The sequence below is a fragment of the Bacillus sp. S10(2024) genome (genome assembly GCF_050473865.1).
Taxonomy (GTDB): domain Bacteria; phylum Bacillota; class Bacilli; order Bacillales; family Bacillaceae_G; genus Bacillus_A.
The window spans coordinates 1266043-1290586 of sequence record NZ_JBFLUR010000002.1 but is presented as its reverse complement, the minus strand read 5'-3'; the positions used below and the strand labels follow the sequence as shown (position 1 = coordinate 1290586).

General features: G+C 35.8%; 22 protein-coding genes, 2 pseudogenes and 1 other annotated feature. Of the genes and pseudogenes, 18 read left to right on the top strand and 6 right to left on the bottom strand.

The window, feature by feature from the left end:
- Positions 1-4 precede the first annotated feature (4 nt).
- Positions 5-1183 carry an alanine racemase gene (gene alr / locus AB1280_RS06655; protein WP_429755297.1) on the top strand — a complete coding sequence of 393 codons (1179 nt, stop codon included), beginning with the start codon at positions 5-7 and terminating at the stop codon, positions 1181-1183.
- Between the two features lie 31 nt (positions 1184-1214).
- On the opposite strand, the gene AB1280_RS06650 is transcribed toward alr, so the two are convergent.
- The 3 genes from AB1280_RS06650 to secY form a co-directional block, all read right to left on the bottom strand.
- Complete coding sequence (locus tag AB1280_RS06650; RefSeq protein ID WP_429757296.1) at positions 1215-1475, bottom strand: sensor histidine kinase; 261 nt, start codon at positions 1473-1475, stop codon at positions 1215-1217.
- The gene (locus tag AB1280_RS06645; protein ID WP_429755296.1) at positions 1472-2326 is read right to left on the bottom strand and encodes a creatininase family protein; all 855 of its coding nucleotides are present in this window, start codon (positions 2324-2326) and stop codon (positions 1472-1474) included. Before AB1280_RS06645 ends, AB1280_RS06650 begins: the two co-directional genes overlap by 4 nt.
- A gap of 500 nt (positions 2327-2826) precedes the next feature.
- Complete coding sequence (gene secY, locus AB1280_RS06640; protein WP_429755295.1) at positions 2827-4131, bottom strand: preprotein translocase subunit SecY; 1305 nt, start codon at positions 4129-4131, stop codon at positions 2827-2829.
- A gap of 295 nt (positions 4132-4426) precedes the next feature.
- Between secY and AB1280_RS06635 the strand changes: the two genes are divergently transcribed.
- The 4 genes from AB1280_RS06635 (at position 4427) to AB1280_RS06620 (ending at position 9889) form a co-directional block, all read left to right on the top strand.
- The gene (locus tag AB1280_RS06635) at positions 4427-5905 is read left to right on the top strand and encodes an amidase family protein (protein WP_429755294.1); all 1479 of its coding nucleotides are present in this window, start codon (positions 4427-4429) and stop codon (positions 5903-5905) included.
- A gap of 61 nt (positions 5906-5966) precedes the next feature.
- Complete coding sequence (locus AB1280_RS06630; RefSeq protein WP_429755293.1) at positions 5967-7184, top strand: MerR family transcriptional regulator; 1218 nt, start codon at positions 5967-5969, stop codon at positions 7182-7184.
- A gap of 118 nt (positions 7185-7302) precedes the next feature.
- Positions 7303-8598, top strand: coding sequence for an MFS transporter (locus tag AB1280_RS06625; protein WP_429755292.1), 1296 nt, complete (start codon positions 7303-7305; stop codon positions 8596-8598).
- Positions 8599-8761: 163 nt separating this feature from the next.
- The gene (locus tag AB1280_RS06620) at positions 8762-9889 is read left to right on the top strand and encodes an NAD(P)/FAD-dependent oxidoreductase (protein ID WP_429755291.1); all 1128 of its coding nucleotides are present in this window, start codon (positions 8762-8764) and stop codon (positions 9887-9889) included.
- 165 nt (positions 9890-10054) lie between these two features.
- Here the strand turns inward: AB1280_RS06620 and proC are convergent, their stop codons facing one another.
- Complete coding sequence (gene proC, locus AB1280_RS06615; protein WP_429755290.1) at positions 10055-10873, bottom strand: pyrroline-5-carboxylate reductase; 819 nt, start codon at positions 10871-10873, stop codon at positions 10055-10057.
- Positions 10874-11138: 265 nt separating this feature from the next.
- Positions 11139-11349: a binding site (T-box leader), on the top strand.
- Positions 11350-11519: 170 nt separating this feature from the next.
- Between proC and proB the strand changes: the two genes are divergently transcribed.
- The 6 genes and pseudogenes from proB to AB1280_RS06585 form a co-directional block, all read left to right on the top strand.
- On the top strand, positions 11520-12623 hold the full coding sequence (gene proB / locus AB1280_RS06610; RefSeq protein ID WP_272187829.1) for a glutamate 5-kinase: 1104 nt from the start codon (positions 11520-11522) through the stop codon (positions 12621-12623).
- A 174-nt stretch (positions 12624-12797) separates the two neighbouring features.
- Positions 12798-14045: a glutamate-5-semialdehyde dehydrogenase gene (locus AB1280_RS06605; RefSeq protein WP_429755289.1), complete on the top strand. Its 1248-nt coding sequence runs from the start codon at positions 12798-12800 to the stop codon at positions 14043-14045.
- A gap of 32 nt (positions 14046-14077) precedes the next feature.
- Positions 14078-14272: pseudogene (locus AB1280_RS06600) on the top strand (glutamine amidotransferase); the annotation flags it as partial.
- A gap of 357 nt (positions 14273-14629) precedes the next feature.
- Positions 14630-14755, top strand: coding sequence for a hypothetical protein (locus AB1280_RS06595; RefSeq protein WP_429755288.1), 126 nt, complete (start codon positions 14630-14632; stop codon positions 14753-14755).
- Between the two features lie 369 nt (positions 14756-15124).
- Positions 15125-15499, top strand: coding sequence for a nucleotide excision repair endonuclease (locus AB1280_RS06590; RefSeq protein ID WP_272187826.1), 375 nt, complete (start codon positions 15125-15127; stop codon positions 15497-15499).
- 131 nt (positions 15500-15630) lie between these two features.
- Positions 15631-15912, top strand: a pseudogene (locus AB1280_RS06585) (HAD family hydrolase); the annotation flags it as partial.
- Positions 15913-16120: 208 nt separating this feature from the next.
- Here AB1280_RS06585 and AB1280_RS06580 read toward each other — a convergent pair.
- Entirely contained in the window at positions 16121-16531 is a 411-nt protein-coding gene (locus AB1280_RS06580) for a VOC family protein (RefSeq protein ID WP_429755287.1), read from the bottom strand.
- 198 nt (positions 16532-16729) lie between these two features.
- Between AB1280_RS06580 and AB1280_RS06575 the strand changes: the two genes are divergently transcribed.
- From AB1280_RS06575 to AB1280_RS06550, 6 genes are all read left to right on the top strand, one after another.
- The gene (locus AB1280_RS06575; RefSeq protein ID WP_429755286.1) at positions 16730-17509 is read left to right on the top strand and encodes an undecaprenyl-diphosphate phosphatase; all 780 of its coding nucleotides are present in this window, start codon (positions 16730-16732) and stop codon (positions 17507-17509) included.
- Between the two features lie 12 nt (positions 17510-17521).
- A complete protein-coding gene (locus AB1280_RS06570) occupies positions 17522-17686 on the top strand; it encodes a hypothetical protein (RefSeq protein WP_170857705.1) in 165 nt (54 codons plus the stop codon).
- A gap of 116 nt (positions 17687-17802) precedes the next feature.
- A complete protein-coding gene (locus tag AB1280_RS06565; protein ID WP_429755285.1) occupies positions 17803-19122 on the top strand; it encodes an NAD(P)/FAD-dependent oxidoreductase in 1320 nt (439 codons plus the stop codon).
- 77 nt (positions 19123-19199) lie between these two features.
- Positions 19200-19700 carry a GNAT family N-acetyltransferase gene (locus tag AB1280_RS06560; RefSeq protein ID WP_429755284.1) on the top strand — a complete coding sequence of 167 codons (501 nt, stop codon included), beginning with the start codon at positions 19200-19202 and terminating at the stop codon, positions 19698-19700.
- A gap of 22 nt (positions 19701-19722) precedes the next feature.
- Positions 19723-20244, top strand: coding sequence for a YfiT family bacillithiol transferase (locus AB1280_RS06555; RefSeq protein WP_429757295.1), 522 nt, complete (start codon positions 19723-19725; stop codon positions 20242-20244).
- 61 nt (positions 20245-20305) lie between these two features.
- A complete protein-coding gene (locus tag AB1280_RS06550; protein ID WP_429755283.1) occupies positions 20306-21175 on the top strand; it encodes a pentapeptide repeat-containing protein in 870 nt (289 codons plus the stop codon).
- A gap of 66 nt (positions 21176-21241) precedes the next feature.
- On the opposite strand, the gene AB1280_RS06545 is transcribed toward AB1280_RS06550, so the two are convergent.
- Positions 21242-22435, bottom strand: a complete 1194-nt coding sequence (locus tag AB1280_RS06545) for an MFS transporter (protein WP_429757294.1) — start codon at positions 22433-22435, stop codon at positions 21242-21244.
- 313 nt (positions 22436-22748) lie between these two features.
- Here AB1280_RS06545 and AB1280_RS06540 point away from each other — a divergent pair, with 313 nt between their 5' ends.
- On the top strand, positions 22749-24416 hold the full coding sequence (locus AB1280_RS06540; RefSeq protein WP_429757293.1) for a ribonuclease J: 1668 nt from the start codon (positions 22749-22751) through the stop codon (positions 24414-24416).
- Positions 24417-24544: the final 128 nt, after the last annotated feature.

Sequence of the window (24544 nt, the reverse complement as noted above, 5' to 3'; positions counted from 1 at the left end):
ACCGATGAGTTCGAGATATGGAAGAGATACGATTGTTGAAGTGAATTTAGATGCTGTAAAACATAATGTGAGAGAATTTAAAAAGCGTGTGAACGATGAAAATATTACAATGATGGCAGCTGTCAAAGCGAATGGGTATGGCCATGGAGCAGTTCAAGTGGCAAAAGCAGCAATTGAAGCAGGAATTCATCAACTTGCTGTTGCATTTGTAGATGAAGGAATTGAACTGCGCGAGGCAGGAGTGACTGTACCAATTTTAGTTTTAGGCTATACATCAGTTGATGCTGTTAAAGATGCTGTTGAGCATAATATCATGATAACGGTATATAGAATAGAGGATTTAAAGGGTATCAATGAAATTGCCAATCAGCTTGAAAAGAGCGCACGTATTCAAGTGAAAATCGATACAGGAATGAGCCGTATTGGTCTACAAGAAGAGGAAGTCTTGCCGTTTTTAGAAGAACTAAAAAACATGAAATATATAGAAGTAGAAGGTATGTTTACACATTACTCTACAGCTGATGAAGCCGATAAAACATATACAAATATGCAAACGGGTTTATTTGAGAAAGCTGTAAATATAGCGAAAGAGCTAGGAATTCATCTTCCTTATATTCACAGTTCAAACAGTGCCGGATCAATGGAGCTTGGTAATACGTTTCAAAATATGGTTCGTGTTGGAATTGGGATTTATGGTATGTATCCTTCAAAAGAGGTAGATTATACAGCCGTGTCTTTAAAACCTGCATTATCATTAAAGTCGAAAGTAGCTCATATTAAGCAAGCGAAAAAAAATCGTGGTGTAAGTTATGGGAATACGTACGTAACAACGGGTGAGGAATGGATTGTGACTGTACCAATTGGATATGCGGATGGTTACAATCGTCAATTATCAAATAAAGGATATGCATTGATTAATGGAATTCGTGTGCCTGTTCTTGGTCGTGTTTGTATGGATCAATTAATGCTGGATGTTACAAAGGCAATGCCTGTACATGTTGGTGATGAAGTGGTTTTTTATGGAAGTCAAGGAAAGGAATCGCTTTATGTAGATGAGATTGCAGATACATTAGGTACGATTAACTATGAGGTTACTTGTATGTTAAGCAGAAGGATACCTCGTATCTATATAAAAGATGATAAGCCAATTGAAATAATAAACGAACTACGAAAAAGTCTATAGTACAGATAAGGACGTCTTAAGACATGTTGTCTCATGGACATCCTTTTTTTGGTAATACAATATTGAATGATGTACCTTCTGAAAGTTCGCTCTCGACAGAGATTGTCCCATTATGAGCAAGTACAAGTTTATAGACAATTGCCATTCCAAGTCCAGTACCTTCAGAGGAAGCATCAGTCGTTGTTCCACGGTAATATTGTTGAAAAAGATTTTCTAGCATATGAGAGGACATGCCAACGCCATTGTCCATAATATGGATTACTACACTTTTGTCATCATCAGAAAGTGTTATGCATATATCGGTATTTTCAGGATTGTGTAAAATCGAATTATCTCCCTTGATGCAAACTCAATAAAGCCGCTTATAAAATCTAACTTATCCTCTGATAAGAAGGGAGTATAACCTTGAGGATTTCCAACATATCCTTTTGGGGCAATCGATTTAGTTCTTTCGCCTCCTTTTTGCCACTCTTCCAGATCTTCCTTGCTTAATAGCCTAGGTGCTAGTTCCTTGATTTTTTCTTTCCTTACCAAATCGGGAAAATATTTTAGAAATCGTGCGGTTCCCTGCGTCCCTGCATGAAAATCTGGATAGCGAGGAGGAGGCTCAAATGAACCAAAGGAAAAATCAATATCAAAAATCAAAAATTCTTCTTGGTCTTTCGTGATCCCAAACTGATCTGCTAACAAATTAGCAATAACCGAACGAACATCAATATTTAGTGTTTGCCTTGTCTTTCTAATTGCTCCTATCAGCGCATCACCATGCTGTTGATCTCCGTGTATATCAATGACAAATATATGCTTTGCTCCCCATCTGAATAGGGATTCCCACATATCGAATAAGACTGCATGTACGGTTTCCTTTCTTGATGTAAAAGAACCGGGAAATGCGCCCGTAATATGATTTACACCAAAATAATAAGGAGGTGCTATTATAGCTGGAATGTTCTCTTTTTCTAATCTTTCCTTTATATAACGACAAATATAATGGCTCTCGTAAATATCTACCCCCGTAGGTAAGTGGGGCCCTTGTTGTTCAATCACACCAGTTGGTGATAGCACCACGGCACCTTTTTGTAATGCCTCTTCAATTTCTAACCATGTCATATCAACAACAGTATCTTTAAAAATAGAATACATGAATCCTCCCCAGTTCATATATTTACATTAAGTTATTCAATTTGTAGACTATAATGTAGTTAAATAACTTAATTATATAGTTAGAAATTTACCTTCTATAATTATTCCTTTTGCTTACCCTGTTCCGTTACTATTCAATTAGAAAAGAAAAATTTTGTATTAAATCTAAAATAAAACTAAAAACATGTATTTGCAGCTGGCTATGATGAAAGGATTTTTCGATTGAATGAAAATATTCTGTGTTTCGGTATGAAAGACGGGATTTCTAGTAAGTTTTCGGCACAATTTGCAAGAGTGTTGAATCATGTGGAGGGATAAGAATACTTTCATATGAGGTAATTTGCTGTGAAGATTGTAATCATAAAATACGTCTTGATGCCATTAAAAACTTTTTTAGATATAGAAATATTTGAAACAACACAAGAGTTATTACAAAAGAAACCCCTCTTATTTATCGTAAAAACATCGATATATAAGAGGGGTTTGTATAAAATAAAATGTTAATTCACTTTCTTAATAAATCCTTTATAGTGACGTTTTACAAGCTGGCTTTCTAACGTTTTCATCGTTTCTAGAGCAACACCGACAATAATGAGTAAGCTCGTCCCGCCAATTTGAGCGGAAGCTGGTAAATCAGAAATTTTTGTGAATATAATTGGTAAAATAGAGATTAATCCTAGAAAAATTGCTCCAACAAAAGTTAAGCGATATAAGATTTTTGTAACGTATTTCTCTGTCATAATCCCTGGTCGAATGCCTGGAACATACCCGTTTTGCTTCTTCAAGTTTTCGGCCATTTGTTCAGGGTTTACTTGAACGAAGGCATAGAAGTATGTAAATGCAATAATGAGTCCAACATATAAACACATTCCAATTGGATGTGTAAAATCAAGATTTGTATTGATCCATTTGGACACTGCGGAACTTGGAAATAACTGCACAATTGTTCGCGGCGTCATTAAAAATGCGGAAGCAAAGATAACAGGAATAACCCCTGCGCTATTTACCTTAAGAGGTAAATGTGTATTTTTTGCTCCTTGATACGGATTGTTCCCATTAGAAGCTTTTGCATATTGTATAGGAATTTTTCGATTTGCTTGTTGAATATAAATGACACCAACGATAATAGCTAAAACGACTAAAATAATTAATACAATTTTTATAATATGCATAAAGAGTTGATCTCCAGCATTATGAATTTGTTGTAAGTATATTTGATTCATAATACTCGGAATTCCTGCCACAAGACCTGCAAAAATAATAATTGAAATTCCGTTGCCTACTCCATTTGCGGTAATTTGTTCACCTAACCACATTAAAAACGCAGTACCAGCAGTTAATACGGTAGCAATTAATAAGTAGGTTTTTAGGCCTGGATCCGTTATTAATTGTCCACCAGCCATATTGTTAAAGCCGATAGACATTCCTATCGACTGAACGAATGCAAGAACAATTGTAAAGTAGCGGGTAAATTGAGCTGATTTTTTGCGACCCATTTCACCTTGTTTTGCCCACTCTGCAAATTTAGGAACGACATCCATCTGTAATAACTGAACGATGATGGAAGCTGTAATATACGGTGTGATGCCTACTGCAAAAATGGAAAAGTTTTTTAAGGCACCTCCGCCAAATACATTAAGCATTCCTAAAATATTTGTTTGATCTTGTATTTTTAAAACCTCAGCATTAGTATGAGGAACTGGAATGAATGTGCCAATCCGAAAAACGATTAACATCGCTAAAGTAAAAAGAATTTTGCTTCTGATCTCAGCTACTCTCATAAAGTTTGAAATTGTACGAAACATCATGTCGCCTCCTATATGTTTACTAATTATGTAAAGTAAAACTAGTTTTTATATCCTCACGTATAAACTGCAAACCTCCTTCCGAATAAAATTCATTATGACAAATGGATTTTCAAACAGTTTACGGATATAAAATAGAGCGATGTTTATGTTTTCGTAACAACTCAATAACCATAATATAACTATAAAACAAATATTTGTACAGAGGGAAGGATAAAAAGATACATACAAAGGATTTTTACTAGATTATAGGTGAGGTGAATTGTTATAATTTTCTTAAAAAGGGGTTCACTTTATGGAATTTCAGTTACCGAATATAGATGGGGAAGAGTTAACGATTGAAAAGATTCAAGAAGCGATGGAAGCTGGTAAGTTAACATCAAAAGACCTTGTTATGTATTATTTGTATCGAATCGCAAAGTATGATAAAGCCAGTCCTAATATAAACACTATACTTGAAATAAATCCAGATGCGATTTTTCTTGCTGAATCATTGGATTATGAGCGAAAGAAAAAAGGAAAACGAGGACCTCTTCATGGGGTTCCAGTTTTATTGAAAGATAATATAGAAACAGGAGATAAAATGCATACAAGCGCTGGTATGCTTGCTTTAGAAAATCATGTGAGTCAAAAAGATGCGTTTCTAGTTAAAAAGCTTCGAGACGCAGGAGCTATTATTTTAGGAAAAACGAATATGACAGAATTAGCAAATGGTATGTCGCTAAAAATGTGGGCTGGATATAGTGCAAGAGGAGGCCAAACTCTTAATCCTTATAGTCCTGGAGAATTTTTTGTAGGTGGATCCAGTTCTGGTTCCGCTGCGGCAGTTGCTGCAAACTTTACGGTATTATCAGTTGGTACAGAAACAGATGCCTCTATTTTAAGTCCAGCAATACAAAACTCTGTAGTTGGTATTAAACCGACTGTTGGACTGATTAGTAGATCGGGTATCATGCCGTTTACGTATTCACAAGATACTGCAGGGGCCATTGCTCGAACTGTAGAAGATGCTGCTCTTTTATTAAGTGTATTGAGCGGCAAAGATGAACTAGACCCAGCAACTTATCGTTGTGAAGTAGATGCTGCACAAGATTATACAGAATATTTAGATAAGAGTGGATTAAAGGGAGCTCGCATTGGTGTGTTTCAGCGAGTTTCTGAAGAAAATTTTCTACCAGGTGAGTTCGATGAACATTTATTCTCTCAAGTGATTCACATTCTGAAAGAAGAGGGAGCAGAAGTAATAGAGAATATTGAAATCCCTTCTTTTCATAGAAAATGGGGTTATGAAGTGCCAACGTATGAAATAAAACATAGTTTAGGTAATTATCTGTATCAATTACCGTCATACGCTCCCGTTCATAGTGATCACGAATTAATAGAATTTAATAATAAACTGGGGGATAAGGCATTAAAGTATGGACAAAACATGCTTGAATATAGAAGATCTCTACCAAATACATTAAGTAATTCAGAATACATAATGGCGAAATTAGAAGATCTTTATTATTCACAGAATGAAGGAATAGATTTTGCACTTCAAACATGTAACCTAGATGCCATTTTATTCCCGGCTTATGTAGGGTCTACTCTTTCTGCAAAAGCAGGTTATCCATCAATTGCTTTACCAGCAGGATATATGGAAAACGGTCGTCCATTTGGCATTACTTTTGCTGGAACGGCATTTACTGAAGGGACTTTAATTAAGATTGGTTATGCTTTTGAGCAAGCAACAAGATTTCGGAAACCCCCTAGTTTTATAGAAAAAGTATAGTTGTTTTTGATGTAAGAAAAGCAGAATTGATGAATAAAAAATATGTACGGGTAGTGATATAGTGAAGATTGGTAAATTTGGAGAAGTCAATAAATTAAGTATCGATACAATTAGGCATTATATGGACTTAGGATTGATTGTGCCTGAAAAGAAGGGAGGTCATTATTTTTTTGATGAGCGCTGTCAAAACGTTTTAGAGATTATTTTAGAATTTAAAGGGATGGGATTTAGTTTAAACGAGATTAAACAATTGTTTCTTTATAAAAATTTTGGTAAATTTACAGATTATGAACATGATACGTACTATCAATCTTTATTTATGGATAAATATGAGCATGTTGAGCAGGAAATAAATCATTTAGTAGAAATAAAGGACAAGCTAAAGACGAAATTAGATAAGCTATCAGCAAAACCTGAAGGCTCGAGTTCGATAATGGGAATTGATTTTAAAGTACTCGATATGTTGAAATGTTTAAAATGTAGTGGGAAACTTATTCTTCAAGATGGGATCATTCATAGAAATCAGATTTTGGATGGGAAGTTAATTTGCAATTGCGGTGAAGAATATCTAGTTGAATCAGGTATTTTAAAAGTTGGTAATTCATTTCAATCGGCTTCGGGTCCTTATCATGAAGAATATGTTCTTGAATATATTCATGCAACTGATCCAGCTTATTTAGAAAGTATTCATAAAAGTGGAGAATGGTCAAAGAGAAAACTCGTTCAATTAGATTTGAGCGATAAAGTATTACTTGAGTTAGGATCAGGATTCGGTTTTTTTCTGCGAAATATTTATCAGGAATTACCGGAAAATTGCTTATATATTGCCGCGGATCGCAACTTAGAGCGGCACCGATTTTTAAAAAGTGTATTAGAGAGAACTGGTTTTAGAAGAAACATCCTCTTTATTTGTGCTGATTTTTTAGATATACCAATACAAGATCACTCCGTCGATATCGTGATTGATCATTCGGGTACTAGTAATTATAGCTTTGAACATGAAAAGTTTTTGCTTCGTGAAGTAGTTCACCTTTTCAAACCTAATTGTTACTTATTGGGAACATTTATTGCTTTTAAAAATTTTAGCACCAAAAGCAAAATTGAAGCTAAATTCAGAGACAACTTTATAGCTAGAAAAATTCAGGAAAACATCAACAATTTAAAGTATATTCCTATAGAGGAAAGGACTTCTGAATATGTTGATCGAGGTGGGAAGTACGAAAATTTCTTTGTGCAAGGTGAAGAAATTTATTCATATTCATTTTTTGGCAAAAGATAGGGTTAACCCTATCTTTTTTTCATTTCCCCTTAAAATTTTATGGATTACACCTATTGATATTGGGTTCACCCGGCAGCTTAACCTTATTGTATAAAAAGTTAAGTGAGGTGGAGGATTAATGAAAGCACTACAAATGAGTGTAAGTAACGAAAAGAACAAAAAAGAAATGAAAAACTTATTTCTCTATTCTACAGGAAAGACTGTCTCAATATTTGGTACAGCTATTTATAATTTTGCGTTAGGGTTATACGTTTTAAAACTGACGGGCTCGGCGTTAAGCTTTGCCGTTACCCTCGTATTAGGCACTATTCCGATGATTATTATCAACCCATTTGCTGGGGTGATTGCGGATAAGGTGAATAAAAAGACGTTAGTTATTTTTATGGATTTTCTTAGCGGAATCCTGCTAGTTTCTGTTTATATATTATGTATGAAATATGAATTGAATTTACTCATCATTTACGCTACTACCTTTCTTTTGACGGTGTTTACTACTTTCTTTGGAATAGGTTTAGAAGCAGCTAAGCCAAACATTGTATCTGAAAAAATGTTGATGAATATTAATTCTATTAGTAAAATAATTGACTCAGTCTCTTTGATTATGGGTCCCATGTTAGGAGGGATTATTTTTGTAATTTTTGATATCAGAACTTTTATTATTTTGAATGGAATTTCTTTTATCCTTTCTGGTTTATCAATGATGTTTATTCATTTTAAACTTTTCAATTTCCAAACAAACGAAGATCATTCAGGTGTGAAAATTCATTTAATAAGTGATATAAAGGACGGATTTAACTTTTTATTCGAAAGAAAAAGTATTAAGAGCATGTTTACGATTTTAATATTAATTAATTTCTTTCTTGGCTTTGCAGTGACTGTTCCATTACCGTATATGATCAATACAGTTCTAAAGCTAGGGTCAAAAGAGTTTGGCATGATCCAAGGGGCCTTTCCGATGGGGATGATTTTAGGAGCTTTATTGGTAAAGAAAATCACAGAAAGAATTTCCTATTCCATTCTTTTAAAATATGTAAGTTTTGCTTTAGCGATTTGTATGAGTCTATTAGGAGTTCCAGTTATGCTGAAAAGCTTACAACTGAACTCCATCGTTTATACCTGTTATTTCATTGTCGTCTTGTTCTTGTTTGGGTTGTTCATAGCGCTAATTGATATCCCTCTCGCTTATTTTATGCAAAAAGAGATTCCAGATGAATATAGAGGTAGAGTACTAAGCATTGGCATTAGTATCGCGAAAATCATGCTTCCTATAGCGATGATTTCATCAGGAGCTCTATTAAATATCCTTCCTTCTTATGTCATGCCTGTTGCAGGAGGAATGTTATTCTTGCTATTTAATATGCGTTCAGCCAATAAATTGAAATTTGAACTAACTTCAGAAAATATAAGTATTTGATTTATTATAATGACGATTTATTGCGTAATAAAAATCGTCGTTATAGTTGAAAAAAACTCCCCTTCAAGTATACTGAATAAAGAAATTCACCTTAAAGGTAATGTTTGCTTATTTATAGATTAAATTTCTAAAATAAAGATATAAAAAGGAAAAGGTGTTAGAAATGAAAACGTATATTGTAGTTGGAGCTGGGATTCTTGGAGCGTCTACTGCCTATCATCTTGCAAAAACAGGAGCTCGGGTTACATTGGTTGATCGTCAAGATTTAGGGCAGGCGACAGATGCAGCAGCAGGAATTGTCTGTCCTTGGTTATCACAGCGCCGTAACAAAGCTTGGTATCAAATGGCGAAAGGTGGGGCTCGTTACTATGCTTCCTTAATTGAACAATTAGAAGCGGATGATGAAAAAGATATTGGTTATAAACGTGTAGGAGCTATTAGTCTTCATACAGAAGAGAAAAAATTAGATCAGATGGAGGAGCGAGCGTATAAACGACGAGAGGATGCTCCAGAAATTGGTGAAATTACACGTTTGTCATCAGATGAAACGAAAAAGCTATTTCCACCACTATCAGAAGAGTATAGTGCTGTGCATATTAGCGGTGCTGCTCGTGTAAACGGTAGAGCACTTCGTCAAGCTCTTGTAAATGCAGCAAAAAAACATGGTACAGTATATATGAAAGGAAATGCATCATTAGTACATGAGAACAATCGAGTTATCGGTATTGAAGTTGAGGGTGAAACTTTAACAGCTGATCAAGTGATTGTAACTGCTGGTGCTTGGGCAAATGAGTTATTGCAACCGCTTGGCGTTAATTTCTTAGTTACATTCCAAAAAGCGCAAATTGTTCATCTTCAAGTATCAGACGTGGATACAGACAATTGGCCAGTTGTTATGCCGCCAAATGATCAATATATTCTTGCTTTTGAAGCTGGCCGTGTAGTAATAGGCGCAACGCATGAAAATGACACTGGATTTGATTACAGAGTAACTGCTGGTGGATTACATGAAGTATTTGATAAAGCACTATCAGTCGCTCCAGGTTTATCAAGTAGCACGATGATGGAAACGAGAGTTGGATATAGGCCATTTACACCAGGATTCCTACCGGTAATTGGCGCTTTACCTAATTTTGATGGCATACTTGTTGCCAATGGGCTTGGTGCTTCTGGATTAACGGCAGGACCTTTTCTAGGTTCTGAACTTGCGAAACTGGCCCTTGGAAAACCGACAGAACTGGATCTTAGTTATTATGATATAGCGGGAGCAATTGAACAACTAAAGAGTTAGATACATAGTATGTATTACATATAGGGGTATCACTACATGCCTATCAGCCTAAAAAAAATAATTCATAAAACAACTATTTATAAGAATTAAGATTCTTTTTTGTTGTAAAGAGAAAAGGATTACTTAGCTTGATGGCCATGTTACGATACCCCTAAACATAGTTTCTTATTTATTAGTTAAACTGGACATTTCAACAGATTTTTGAGTGCAACGTTTCATAGCTGAAATGATAGCTGTTCTTAAACCTTTTTCCTCTAATGTTGCTACAGCTTCTATTGTCGTTCCACCTGGAGAACAAACCATATCTTTAAGTGTGCCTGGATGTATTCCTGTTTCAAGTACCATTTTTGCAGAACCTAATACAGCTTGAGCTGCGAATTTATATGCTTGAGCCCTTGGCATACCATCTAGTACAGCAGCGTCTGCCATGGCTTCTATAAACATATATACATATGCTGGAGAAGAACCACTTACAGATGTTACAACATCCATTAATTTTTCATTTACGATCTCTGTTTGGCCAAAACTACTAAATATATTTAGTATGTCTTCTAGATCTTTTTCTGTAACCATTTCATTCGCACATAACGCAGACATTCCTTCTCCAACAAGAGCAGGTGTATTAGGCATTGCTCTAACTACTTTTAACTTTCTGCCGAAAGTATTCTCAGTACTCTTAATACTTTTTCCAGCAGCAATAGTTACGACTATTACATCGTTTTTTATCTGCTCTTTTATTTGGTTAATTACTGATGAGTATAGGTCTGGTTTAATTGATAAAATTAAAATATCAGCATTGTTAGCTACTTCATTGTTGTCAGTAGTTGTAGTTATGTCATATTTTTCACTAGCATTTTTCAAATGAATGGCACTTATATCTGAACAAATTATGTTATCCGAAGAAACTATATTTTTGTTAATCATTCCACCTATCATAGCGATACCCATGTTTCCGCATCCGATGAATCCTATTTGTTTGTTCATAATAACTCGTTCTTGCTCCTTTTATTATAAATTTTATTTGTTCGGTATTATTATACTAAAAAAACAATGATATCTCGTACAGAAGAAATAAACTATACCAAGATTCGTATAAAAAAACATTTTAAGAGAGTATATAACTTTTTGCAATACAAAAAATATATAGAAATCACTTATTAACAGGAATTAAACTTGGCACCTTCCTTATTTTCTAAAATATCTCTTGACATAAAAATGCATTATAGCGCATACTATATAAAAATTAAAGTGAACATCGTTGAAGGGAACTAGTACATATGTCTTCTTGCGCAAGAGAGTGGAATCCGCAGGCTGAAAGATTCCTCGTATAGAAATTATCGAACCTATCCCTGAGTCTTAAACGAAAGTTTAGGCGTATGCCTGCGTTACAGGCGACAAGCGGATATAGATTTATATCAATGAAGGTGGTACCGCGGAACAAAGATCGTTTCGTCCTTTTTATTAAGGACGGAGCGGTCTTTTTTATTTGGCTCTTTATTGCGAGATAGGCATCATTGGTGAGGGGTTCTTTGCTGCAAATTGCACATGGTAGAAGAATAGTTTGTTCTCATTCGAAAAAGAAGCAGTACAATTTACAAAAAACTTTTACTTTAGACTAGGGAGTACAAAAATGAAAAAACAACGAATTGTCGTAAAAATTGGAAGCAGTTCCTTGGCAGCAAATCATGGAGGCATCTCTGGCGAACAGCTTTCAGATCATGTTGCCGCCTTGGCAAGGCTGAGGCAGGAAGGACATGAAATCGTGCTGATTACATCTGGGGCCGTCGCCGCAGGCTTTTCCGCTCTCGGGTATCCCGGCCGTCCCGTGACAATTAAAGGGAAGCAGGCCGCCGCCGCTGTCGGACAAAGTTTGTTGATGCAGGCGTATACGGAGGAATTCCGCAAATATGGGATTGTTACCGCGCAGCTTTTGCTGACAAGAAGCGACTTTTCCAGAAAAGAACAATACAGTAATGCCTACGCCACTTTATCGGAGTTACTAAACCGCTCTGCTCTTCCTATAATCAATGAAAATGATTCTATTTCTTTGGAGGAGCTGACGTTTGGTGATAATGACATGCTGTCAGCTTTAGTAAGCGGGCTTGTCTCGGCGGATATGCTCATGATTTTTACGGATGTGAACGGTTTGTATGACCGGAATCCCCAGAAAAATCCGGACGCGAAAAAGTATTATTTTCTCCCTGCCATTACGGAAGAAATTACCTCTCTTGCTGGAGATGCTGGCTCGAAACTTGGTACCGGCGGCATGAAATCGAAAATCGATGCGGCGAAGATGGCACTATCTCTCGGTGTGAGTGTATTCATCGGAACAGGACGTGGACAGGAGAAGTTTTTAGATGTTTTGAAGGGTAAAGGTGATGGAACGTATATCGGCAATGCGCCTCAAAAAGTGATCAAGATGAACAAGCAATGGATCGCGCTACATTCCCTTGTCGGCGGACAAATCGAAGTGGATGCCGGAGCATCCGCTGCCATCATTCAGCGCGGAAAAAGTCTTCTGCCTGCCGGTGTTACCGATGTGTTTGGGATCTTTCAAGCCGGCGAAGTCGTGGAGGTTATCACGCAGCAAGGCCGCGTGATAGGGAAAGGACAGTGCAGATATAGTGCAGAGGAATTGCGAGAGCTAAAAGGTATGCAGAGCCACGACATTCAAGCACGAGGTGAAAGGCATAGCTATGAGGTCATTCATAGGGATAATTGGGTTTCATTTTAAAAATAGAGAAATGAACACAGGCTCCTCCGTCTTAGAAGACGCTGCTTGTCTTTTCTCGCTCTAAGCGTCAGATTAATTCAACTAGTATCTATGCAGGAGATCCCTGGATGGTAGTGCCTAGTTGGCCACGTCTCAAATTTTATACTTTTTAATTTTTAAAAGGAGGAAACGAAAATGAATGAAGTGTTGGCAAAGGGACAAAAAGCGAAAAAGGTTGCGGGAGAGCTTGTGGCCAAATCAACTAATGAGAAAAATAAGGCACTGGCGGCTGTTGCTGAGCAATTGATAGTAGAGACATCCTATATTTTGGAGGAGAATAAACGGGATATCGAACAAGGTAAAGCGAAAGGAATGTCTGCCTCTCTCCTCGACCGCCTTATGCTGAATGAACAGCGCATCATTGATATGACAGAGGGTATTCGGCAGCTGATTGATTTGCACGATCCTGTTGGAGAATGTGTAGCTACATGGGAACGGCCGAATGGATTGTCTATTCGGGAGATGCGCGTGCCGCTTGGTGTTGTCGGAATGATTTATGAGGCGCGGCCGAACGTGACGGTGGATGCAGCCACAATTTGCTTGAAAACAGGTAACGCAGTGATCTTGCGTGGTAGTTCTTCCGCCGCTTATTCCAACAAAGCCATCGTCGCTGTCATTCATCGAGCGCTCAAACAAACGAGCTTGCCTCCAGAAAGCGTACAGCTTATTGAAGATACTTCACGAGACAGCGCAAAGCAGTTGTTTACATTGAACGAGTACTTGGATGTTCTTATTCCAAGAGGTGGCAAGCAGTTGATAGATACTGTAGTGAGAGAAGCGTCTGTTCCTGTGTTGGAAACAGGTGCAGGAAATTGTCACATTTTCATTGATGAAACAGCGGATAAACAGATGGCATTCGATATTATCGTAAATGCCAAAACACAGCGTCCGTCTGTATGCAATGCTATCGAAACAATTATACTTCATGAGAATTGGGCGCAGCGATTCGGTACCGAGCTGTTTTCTTTCTTGAAGGAAAGAGGGGTGGAGCTGCGCGGAGATAAGAAAGCATTGGCAATTGATTCTTCTCTTGTACCCGCTTCAGAAGAAGACTGGGAAACAGAGTTTTTGTCTCTTACGCTGGCAGTCAGAATCGTTCCCTCTGTTGAAGAAGCAATTCGCCACATCAATGCGTATGGCTCCATGCATTCCGAAGCGATCATAACAGAGAACGAGGAAAACGTCAGTAAGTTTTTCATATCCGTCGATGCCGCGGCGCTCTATCATAATGCTTCGACTCGTTTTACTGACGGCTTTGAATTTGGATTTGGTGCAGAAATCGGCATCAGCACGCAAAAGCTGCACGCGCGGGGACCGATGGGACTATCTGCATTGACTTCCACAAAATATGTAATTCGTGGGAATGGGCAGATTCGGGGATAAGAAGTAGAAGGACAGATGCAAAGCCCCTTTTATTTTATGAGATGGGACCTGCGGCATCTGGTAAGAATTTGGTTACTGTATCAGGAGTAGCTCCTCTGGAATTTGCGATAGAAGTACTGAGGAAATTAGATGTATCTGCACCAGATACATTACATTCATGGTATAACCTAAATAAGACTCATAAATATGAATACTCCTTCCAGTTAATGAATTCAATAAATAGATGAGCTAGAAAAATCAACTTAGCAGTTTTATATTCGTTTAAATAAAAATCATGCTTTATACGATATCAAAGCATGGTTTTTGTATATAACTTAAAAGTATTTACTGAAGTTGTTATAAATAGAACTGGTAACTAAATCTCTTAGTCGCTTTGTATTCAATTTCTTATTGAGCGAATGGATGAGTTTAGTTAAAAAAGAAAATCAAATCGCATAGCCTATAAAAAAGAAAGCAAACTAAAATCGTGGGTGCCGATAATATAGAAATGTTACTCCGCGATCTTTATATAGCGTATTTATTATAATTGGCATCCTTGAAAGAATAATTAAATCAAACTACAAGGGTACAAGGGTGGTGAAATAATGATTAAAAATAAGAATAATCAATTTAAGAATAATAAAAATGCTCTACAAAAAGCAGATGTAGAATTCGCAAGAGAAAATGGACTTGAAAAAATAGCATTAAGAGCTCAAAAAAAATCAAAATAAGTAAACAATATGGGGCAGTAAATCTGTCCCTCAAAATTAACTTGATGTTTTTAAGAGATACTAAAATTAGATCGTTATAAGGCGGTCTTTTTATCATTTTCCGACAGAAGACTCCTTCCTCAAAAATGCGAAGATGTAGAACATCAATTTTAGGTGGGAAAAGAATTTAGGTAAGTGCATCTTCAGGTGAAAATGTACAATTTTATTATTTTGGGCGTGTTATGTTTCTTACATAAAAATGACGCTTTCTTTATTTCGCGAAAGCGCCTATTTGTATTATTTAATTAGTCCAAGACAAAATTTATAATGGTTTTTTTTACATAATTGTGATACTATTTTCCTTTATAACAAAAAAGGACGTGACATATAGTGATTAAAATTGAGATACCAACATCAGACGTTACGATTACACAACGTAAACAAGTAATTAAAGGTGATGAACCGAGAATTACTCCAATTAATGGATTTATTGATTTCCATCAGATTCCAAGAGATAAAGGCGGCATTTTTATGTTTTATGATATAAATGATGATCTTCTGTTTGTTGGAAAGGCACGTAAATTACGTCAAAGAATTAAAAAACATTTTGAAGATAATGTTTCACCAGTAAAAGCATACAGAGATGAAGTATATCGAATTGATGCATGTATCGTAGAAGATCCGATGGAACGTGAAATTTACGAAACATATATTATTAATGAACTTCAAGCGAAATATAATGTAGATAAAGTGTTTTTTAAATAAAAAATTTATAAATAAAATGACCTCGGCATAATGCTGAGGTCATTTTATTTCGTATAAAAGCATTTACAATCTCAACAATAGCGTTACGCAGATTATCTTTATCAATATATTTTCGCTGTATATATAAGAGAACTTTATATAATAGTTGTTTTGATATAATAACTATTTCTGAAGAAGCGGGATTTAGTAAACCTGACAAACGTATATTTGAATTAGCATTAAATAAGCTTAATGTGCAACCGGAAGCAGCATTATTCGTTGGAGATGACATAGAAAAGGATATCGGTGGTTGTCAAAATGCAAATATAAAGGGCATATGGTTCAATCCTTATATGATCAAGAATGATACCGAAATAAAACCATATGCCGAGATCAATTCTTTTGATAGATTATTAAGTTATTTTACATATTAAGCACTTTTGTTATTCTGTTAACGGGCGCTATTATTGAAGAAAATTAAAATATTAAAATGACTATATCGCTAGGGCATCCTTAAAAAATTTAACTACTTTATTTTACCCCCACCCAAAATAGGACGGGGGTATGTATGTTGGAAATAATTTTGACATTTCCTTATTACGGGTGGTGACAGCTTCACTAGTACTACCCCTATTTGCAAAGTTAATTATTCGCAAGATTTAGCTGCCAAGAAACGCCATATTTATCTTGAACCCAAGCAAATTTTGCACTCCATGGAGAATTAGTGAGTGGCATTAAAACAGCGCCGTCTTGAGATAACTTATTAAATACTCGATCAATTTCTTCTTCCGTATCACATGAGACAAACAATGACATAGCGGGGGTAAATTTATGTACATCTTTATTACTATTATCAATACACATAAATACTTGTCCTTTTAATGAAAACATAGCATGTAACACAGTTCCTTCCTTGCCAGCTTCGTTCGCTCCGTAACGAGAAATACTGATGATTTCTGATTGATCAAATATAGAAGTGTAATGATTCATTGCTTCCTCAGCTGTTCCTGGAAACATTAAAAACGTAGTAATTTTTTGATTTGAATTTTCCATTTCCTAATCACTCCTTTTATAAATTTTGACGAACATACATTCTTGTGTATGTATTATATTAGCTTTAAGGGTTCTCTAGTGTCAATTATTATTACCTTATTGTCATTCAATATGAGAATCTATTAAAAATGAATAACTTCACATAACTAAAAAAACACAAACATATACTGGTACAAGCAAACTTGAAAGGAGACAATCATGAATTGGTTAGAAGCCTTTATTTTAGGAATTATTCAAGGATTAACGGAATTTTTGCCAATTAGCAGTACTGGTCATTTGTATTTAGGAAGACATCTTTTTGGTTTAGATGAGGCAGGTCTTTTTTTAGATACGATGCTTCATATAGGGACGTTAATAGCAGTTTTTATTTACTATAAAAAAGAATTTCTGTATTTAATCAAAAATCCATTCTCAAAGTTAACGTATTTATTAATTATCGGAACAATTCCTGCAGTGGTAATTGGTTTATTGTTTAAAGATTTCTTTGAAGAAATTTCAAAAACGGGTATTACAGTTGGATGGGAATTTTTAGTGACAGGTTTATTTTTATATATGGCTGAGAAACAAAAAAGCGGACAGAAGAAGATGAACGATATTACATATAAAGACGCATTTATTATCGGTTCATTTCAAGCGGTTGCGATTTTTCCGGCAATTTCAAGGTCGGGGATGACGATTGTTGCTGCTTTATGGAGAAAGTTAGACCGGGAAACAGCCGCTTATTTCTCATTTTTATTATCGACACCTGCAATTATTGGAGCGATTATTTTACAGTCACTTGATGTTTTTCAAGGGAAAGCAGAACCAATCTCTAATACGGCACTTATCATCGGTACGCTATCTGCAGCGTTCTTTGGATATATTGCAGTATCCTGGATGATTCAATATTTAAAACATCATTCTCTCAAAATGTTTGCGTATTATGTATGGGCCCTTGGCATTTTAATTCTTACCTTACAATTTACTGGTGTATTTTAAGGGAGGAAGATCATGAAAAAATATGAGCAAGCAGTAGGATTATTTTATGGAGGATTTTTTATGTTGGGGCTAGCTGGAGGAGCTTTATTAGAAAAGCCTAACATTGGGATTTTTGTCGGGATTGCTTGTGGATTATTTACGCATGCTGTCCTTGTTATGAAGGATAAAAATGAATGAAATCATCGCTGAAAATCAAAATCTTGTACTAAAGTTATGATACAGGATTTTTTAGTTTGTCATAAATTGTATTGTTCAAGAGGTTTTTACGTGAATAACATTTAGGAGGTAATGTATTGGAGATTGCGATTGTAATTGGAGGAAGTGTTGCTGGAAAACTTGCTGCAAAAGCTTTATCACATTCTTTTCAACAAGTAATCATTTTAGAAATGGGAGAAGAATGGACAGAAAAGACTCCTAGAAAGAGAGTTCCACAAAGTTATCATCCTCATGTTTTATTAAAAGGTGGAGAAGAAGCAATTGAGAAATTATTTCCTGGCATTATGGAGCAATTAATAGAAGATGGAGGTATTGTAAATAACTTTACAAGGGATTTAAAGTGGCATCATTTCGGTTTATGGAAGCAACCTTTCGTTGGAGAAATAAAGATGGTCCAACAGAGTCGGCCGATGCTCGAGTGGCATTTACAAAGAAGGATTAACCAAGTCTCTAATGTTAAAACGAAATATGAAACAAAGGTGAAGCAGTTGCTAATAGATCAGCAGCAGAACGGAATTGTCGGAGTAAAAACACAATGTTTGAAAACAGGAAAAGAAGAGGAACTTCATGCAAATATAGTCGTTGATGCAAGCGGATTTGGTTCTAAAAGTATAGATTGGCTAGAGACACATGGTATCGAAGTAAAAGAAGAAAAAGTATGGATCCAGTTATTTTATGCAACGAAATTAGTTTGTTTAAAACAGAAAGAACGTCCGGACTGGTGTAATTTACTTGTTTCCCCTAGTTTTCCAGAAAACCCTTATGGTGCATTTATTCAAATCATTGAAGATAATCGCTATTTAGTTACGCTTAGTGGTTACGCCAATGAGCCTGCACCACAAACTGATAAAGAATTTCTTATCTTTGCACATAAATTACCTATTCCAGATGTACTTGGCTTTCTTACGCAAGCAGAATCGATTACAGATATAAAAATACATAAGATTCCTTGCCAAGTGCGGCGACGTTTTGACTTAGCGAGAAATATTCCTAAAGGTTTCTTAGTCATTGGGGATGCTCATTGCCGTTTTGACCCTGTGTTTGGACAAGGAATTTCAGTCGCGGCAATGGAAGCAGAAGAATTACAGCGATGCCTGCAGCACGGAAGTACGCTAGAAAAAGGATTTACTAGAAAATTTTATAAGCGAATAGCCAAGGTTATTGCAACGCCATGGGATATGACTACTACGGAATCATTTCGTCATCCAAAGATTAAAGGAAGTAAACCTTTTATGCAGCCTTTTCAACAGTGGTATACGAAAAAAATATATCAACTTTCCGCAAGCAATTCAGAAGTTTATATTCGTTTAGTTCGAGTTATGAATCTCATACGTGGCCCCTTACACCTGTTTCATCCAAAAGTATTGTTTGCTGTATTTACGAGCCGAAGAAAATAGTCTTTCCCCAGCAGGATTTCATGACAAAATAGCAAATTGTATATAGTTGATAGATTTCGAAAAGGAATGATTAGCGGATGGAACTTTATATAGAAAAGTTAAAAGAACAGGATGCAGAGGAACTGTTTGCTTTTGAATGTAGTAATAGGACTTTCTTCGAAAAGACGGTGCCCAGTCGCAGTGAGGATTACTATACATTTGAAACATTTCAAAAGATATTTTATGAATTATTACAAGAGCAATTTGAAGGCATTTCATATTTTCATCTCATAAGAAATCATGTGGGAACAATTGTTGGACGAATTAATTTAGTAGACATTGAGAAAAAGAAAGAATTGGGGTATCTTGGATATAGAATAGGAGAAAAATATGCCGGAAGAGGTGTTGCCACTAAAGGTGTAACACTCCTTGTAGATGAAGCTGCAAATTATCACGTTACAGAAATTCATGCGAAAACAACAACTGATAATATCGCTTCTCAAAAAGTATTAGAGAAGAGCGATTTTTCACGTATTTCAATTGATGAAAACGCACATCATACTGATTTTATCTATTATGTTTGGAAACAAACTAATTAAAACAAAAAAGGAGAGCAATACAATTATGGACTTACGTTTTCCAATCGGTCATTTCACTTATCAAGAAACGTTAACACAAGGAACAATTGAAAATTGGATACAGCAAATTGAAAACCTTCCTACTGAGTTAACACAAGCGATAAAAGACTTAGATGCAACGCAGCTTGATACACCGTATCGTCCTGGTGGATGGACAGTACGCCAAGTTGTTCATCATATTGCAGATAGTCATATGAATAGCTATATTCGTTTTAAATTAGCGCTGACAGAAAATAATCCAACGATTAAACCATATATGGAAGGGAAATGGGCAGATCTACCTGATTCCGAACTTCCTATAGAAGTATCTTTAGCGCTTTTAGAATCATTACATAAGAGATGGGTTACTTTGCTGAAATCAATGAAAACTACTGATTTTGAAAAGACATTTCACCATCCGGAAACAGGGGCTAATAAACTAGGTATAACAATTGGACTGTATGCATGGCACGGTCGTCATCATACAGCACACATTACTTCTCTTTGCAATCGATTAGGATGGTAATAGTTTTAGAGATTATATATTCATTCATGTAAGGAACATAGAAACAAGGGAGATGCACGAATTGTTTGAACAACAAAATGATCTTAATGTAAAATTTGATACTAGTTTTAATAGTCTACGCGCTGATTGCGAGAAATGCTTCGGCTTATGTTGTGTTGCACTGCCTTTTGCAGCTTCTGCAGATTTTGCAATTAATAAAGACGGTGGAACACCATGCAAAAATCTCCAATCAGATTTTCGGTGCAGTATTCATAAAAATCTTAGACAGCAAGGGTTTAAGGGGTGTACTGTTTTTGAATGCTTTGGTGCAGGCCAAAAGGTTTCGCAAGTGACTTTTGGGGGTATTGGTTGGAAAAAAAAACCAGAAACAGCTAAGAAAATGTTTGATGTGTTCCCTATTATGCAGCAACTTCATGAGATGCTCTCGTATTTGACGGAAGCCTTGACGTTGAAAGCGACTCATCCGATTCGCAGTGAACTGAGACGTGCACTTGAAGAAATGGAACGACTTTCGCAACTTAGTCCTGATTTACTTTTAGAACTAGACGTTCCATCACACCGAGCAAATGTAAATGATTTACTTTTAAAGACAAGTGAACTTGTGTGGATAGAATCAAGTCGTCAAAGCAAGGGGAGCAAAAAAAGAAAGAGAATCAACCATCGAAGTGCTAATCTGATGGGGGCAAATCTTAAAAGCGCGGATCTTAAAGGGGCTAATTTAAGAGGAGCATACTTAATCGCAGCTAACCTTCGCGATGCTGATTTGCGCGATGCTGATTTAATCGGTGCAGATTTACGAGATGCTGATCTTAGTGGAGCAAATCTCACAAATAGTATCTTTCTTACTCAAGTGCAAGTGAACTCGGCGAAGGGCGATACTCGTACAAAATTACCTCATTCACTTTCTCGTCCGGCACATTGGTCTGCTTAAAAGAATTTTATGAATAAAGTGGGTATTAATCAGCAAGGTTCCGTTTCATAGCGGAACCTTGCTGATTTAATTATGTTCCGGTTTAATAAATTTAAGAGCCAATATAGCTCCTAAGAGAGCAAGAGAAATAGAAAGATAAAAGATATAATTATCCGGTCCCTTCATTAACAAAGCAAATAAAGGCGGACCAGCTGCTACACCTACAAAACGCATAGAGCTATAAAGAGATGTGATAGATCCCCTTTGTTCTTTTTGTACACCTTCCGTTACTAAAGCATCTAAGCTTGGAAGAGCCACTCCGATTCCAATTCCACTTATCACAAGACTAATGATAATAATATAAATATTTTTAAAGAATATCGGAATCGTTAACGTTATTCCTAATAAGAGAAACCCAATACATATACACCATTTCATAACTCCCTTTTTATCTCCAATCTTCTTTCCAGTTATATAAGAAGTAAGGGAGAGAGAAGCTAAAGGGATTGCTAGTACAAGGCCTTTCCAAACACCTTCTAAGTGATATCGTTTTTCTAAAATTGAGGACAAATAAAAAAGAATACCGAATAAAATAAACATAATGATTCCACCTAGCAAGAAAATAGGAAGAAGCCAACGCCCTTTTTCCACTAAGATGTTTTTTACATTTTGCAGGAAGACTTTTAACGAAGGTGCTTCCTTAGTGTGTTTTGGTGGTTTAACAAGAAATATAATTAAAACAATTGAAACTATGCACAAAATAGGGATAAACCAAAAAGGCAAAAACCAGACAATTGAAGCTAATAAAGAACCTAAAATCGGGCTTAAAACTTTTCCTAATGTATTAGATGTTTCTACGAGTCCTAGACCAGAACTGACTTGCTCTTCATCTTGAAACATATCACCTACACAAGGGATAATTACAGGCATCGCACCGGCCGATCCAATTCCTTGAATGATTCTTCCGATTAAAATCCACGTATAAGGATTGTCTAGTTTCCATGATACCCAACCAGTAACTGCTCCCCCAATAGCTGCTATGAATAGGCTAGGAATGATTACTTTTTTTCTTCCCCATTTATCTGATAAATATCCAGCTACAGGAATCAATAAAATAGCGACGATTGAATAAATTGTAATAATAAGAGAAACTTGTAAGTCAGTAATATTCAATTTTTTTTCGATTAACGGAAGGACTGGAATCAACATGGAGTTTCCGAGCGTCATAACTAATGGTACAGATGAAAGTGCCCATAAACTCCATTTGTCTTTTCTATCTATATTTATAATTACTCACTCCTTAATCAAATGTATATGGTATTAGCTTCTAGTCTTTAAAAATCTACCCATATGCCGCAAAAATGAAGTATTCGATTTAATTAAAATTATTTACTTATTATTAAATCTGTATGCAAATTGCAATTGAAATAAAGACTCATTATGTAAGCTTGTTCAAACAACCATCTGATTAATTCCTAAAAGAAAAGTAAATGTTTTACTGTAAATTAGAATAACATTTACTTAGATAGGTTAATCATAAGAAGAAAATCCGTATTTTTTTATAACGTGTAGAAGGAGGGTTTTGATTTTGGAAATGGCGAAAAATACACTATCTATTTTTGCTTTAGGTGGTGTAAATGAAATAGGAAAAAATATGTATGTCATACAATACGCAGATGATATCGTCATAATTGATTGTGGCTCCAAGTTCCCTGATGAAAGCTTATTAGGAATTGATTTAATTATCCCTGATATTACATACTTGCAAGAAAATAAAGATAAAGTCCGAGCATTAGTCGTAACCCATGGACACGAAGATCATATTGGTGGTATTCCATATCTTTTAAAACAATTGAATGTGCCAATTTATGCAACGCGTTTAACTCTAGGCTTGATTGAAGTTAAATTAAAAGAACATAGGCTGCAAAATGTAACAGATTTATTTGTGATTGATTCTGAATCGTTAATTGAACTTGGGCAAATAAGTCTTACTTTTTTCAAAACGAATCACAGCATTCCCGATTGTCTTGGCATTGCTTTTCATACGCCTGAAGGTACAGTAGTGCATACGGGGGACTTCAAATTTGATTTGACTCCTATCAACAATCAATATCCTGATATTCATAAAATGGCTAAAATTGGAGAAGGCGGTGTTTTAGCTTTACTCTCTGAAAGCACAAATGCAGAACGCTCTGGATTTACGCCATCAGAACGATTGGTAGGTGAACATATTGAAGAAGCATTTTTCAAAGCTCATAGAAAAGTTATACTTTCTACCTTTGCTTCTAATGTGAATCGCGTACAGCAAGTGGTGGATGCTGCTATTAAAACAAATCGAAAACTCGCTTTACTCGGAAGGAGTATGATAAACGTCGTAACAGTTGCATTAGAGAAGGGATATTTGAATATTCCAGAGGGAATGCTGATTGAAGCACATGAAATCAATCAAATGGAGCCAGAAAAGGTAGCGATTCTTTGTACAGGTAGCCAAGGTGAGCCGATGGCTGCTTTAGCTCGTTTGGCTAGTGGAAGCTATAGACAGGTAGATATCCTTCCTGAAGATACTGTTATTATTGCTGCTACCCCTATACCAGGGAATGAACGAAATGTTTCACGAATTGTAGACAACTTATTTTTATTAGGGGCTAATGTGATTTATGGATCAGGGAGTTCAACAGGGATGCACGTTTCTGGACATGCTTATCAAGAAGAACTAAAGTTAATGCTTACTTTAATGAAGCCAAAATATTTCATTCCGATTCATGGAGAATTTAGAATGTTACATCATCATCGCCTTTTAGCAGAATCAGTTGGTGTGAAGAAAGATAATATTTTTGTTGCTAATAATGGGGACGTTGTTGATATAAGAAATCAAGTGGCTTATCAAACAAGACGAATACCTGCAGGAAATGTATATGTAGATGGATTAGGTATTGGAGATGTCGGAAATATTATTTTACGTGACCGCAAACAGCTTGCTGAGGATGGTATGCTTGTTATAGTCATCACTCTTAGTAAACAAGAAGGGAAAATGATTTCTGGTCCAGATATCATTTCGCGTGGATTTGTATATGTGCGTGATTCGGAAGACTTCATGAAGAAAATTAATCAATTAGTTACAACAACCATTCACAATTTACAAAAGAAGGACGTTAACAATTGGAATGTTTTAAAAAAGCATATAAGAGAAACACTTGGGCAATTTTTATACGAACAGACAAAAAGAAAACCAATGATTCTTCCTATAATCATTGAAGTTTAGGCGAAGTAAGTAGTGAAGGGATAGATTAAGATGATGAAATACAAAAACAGACTATCATAGAAAAGTCTGTTTTTGTATTTTTAAACAAATATATTGTATGTTGTTCCAAAAATAACGGGTTAATACTT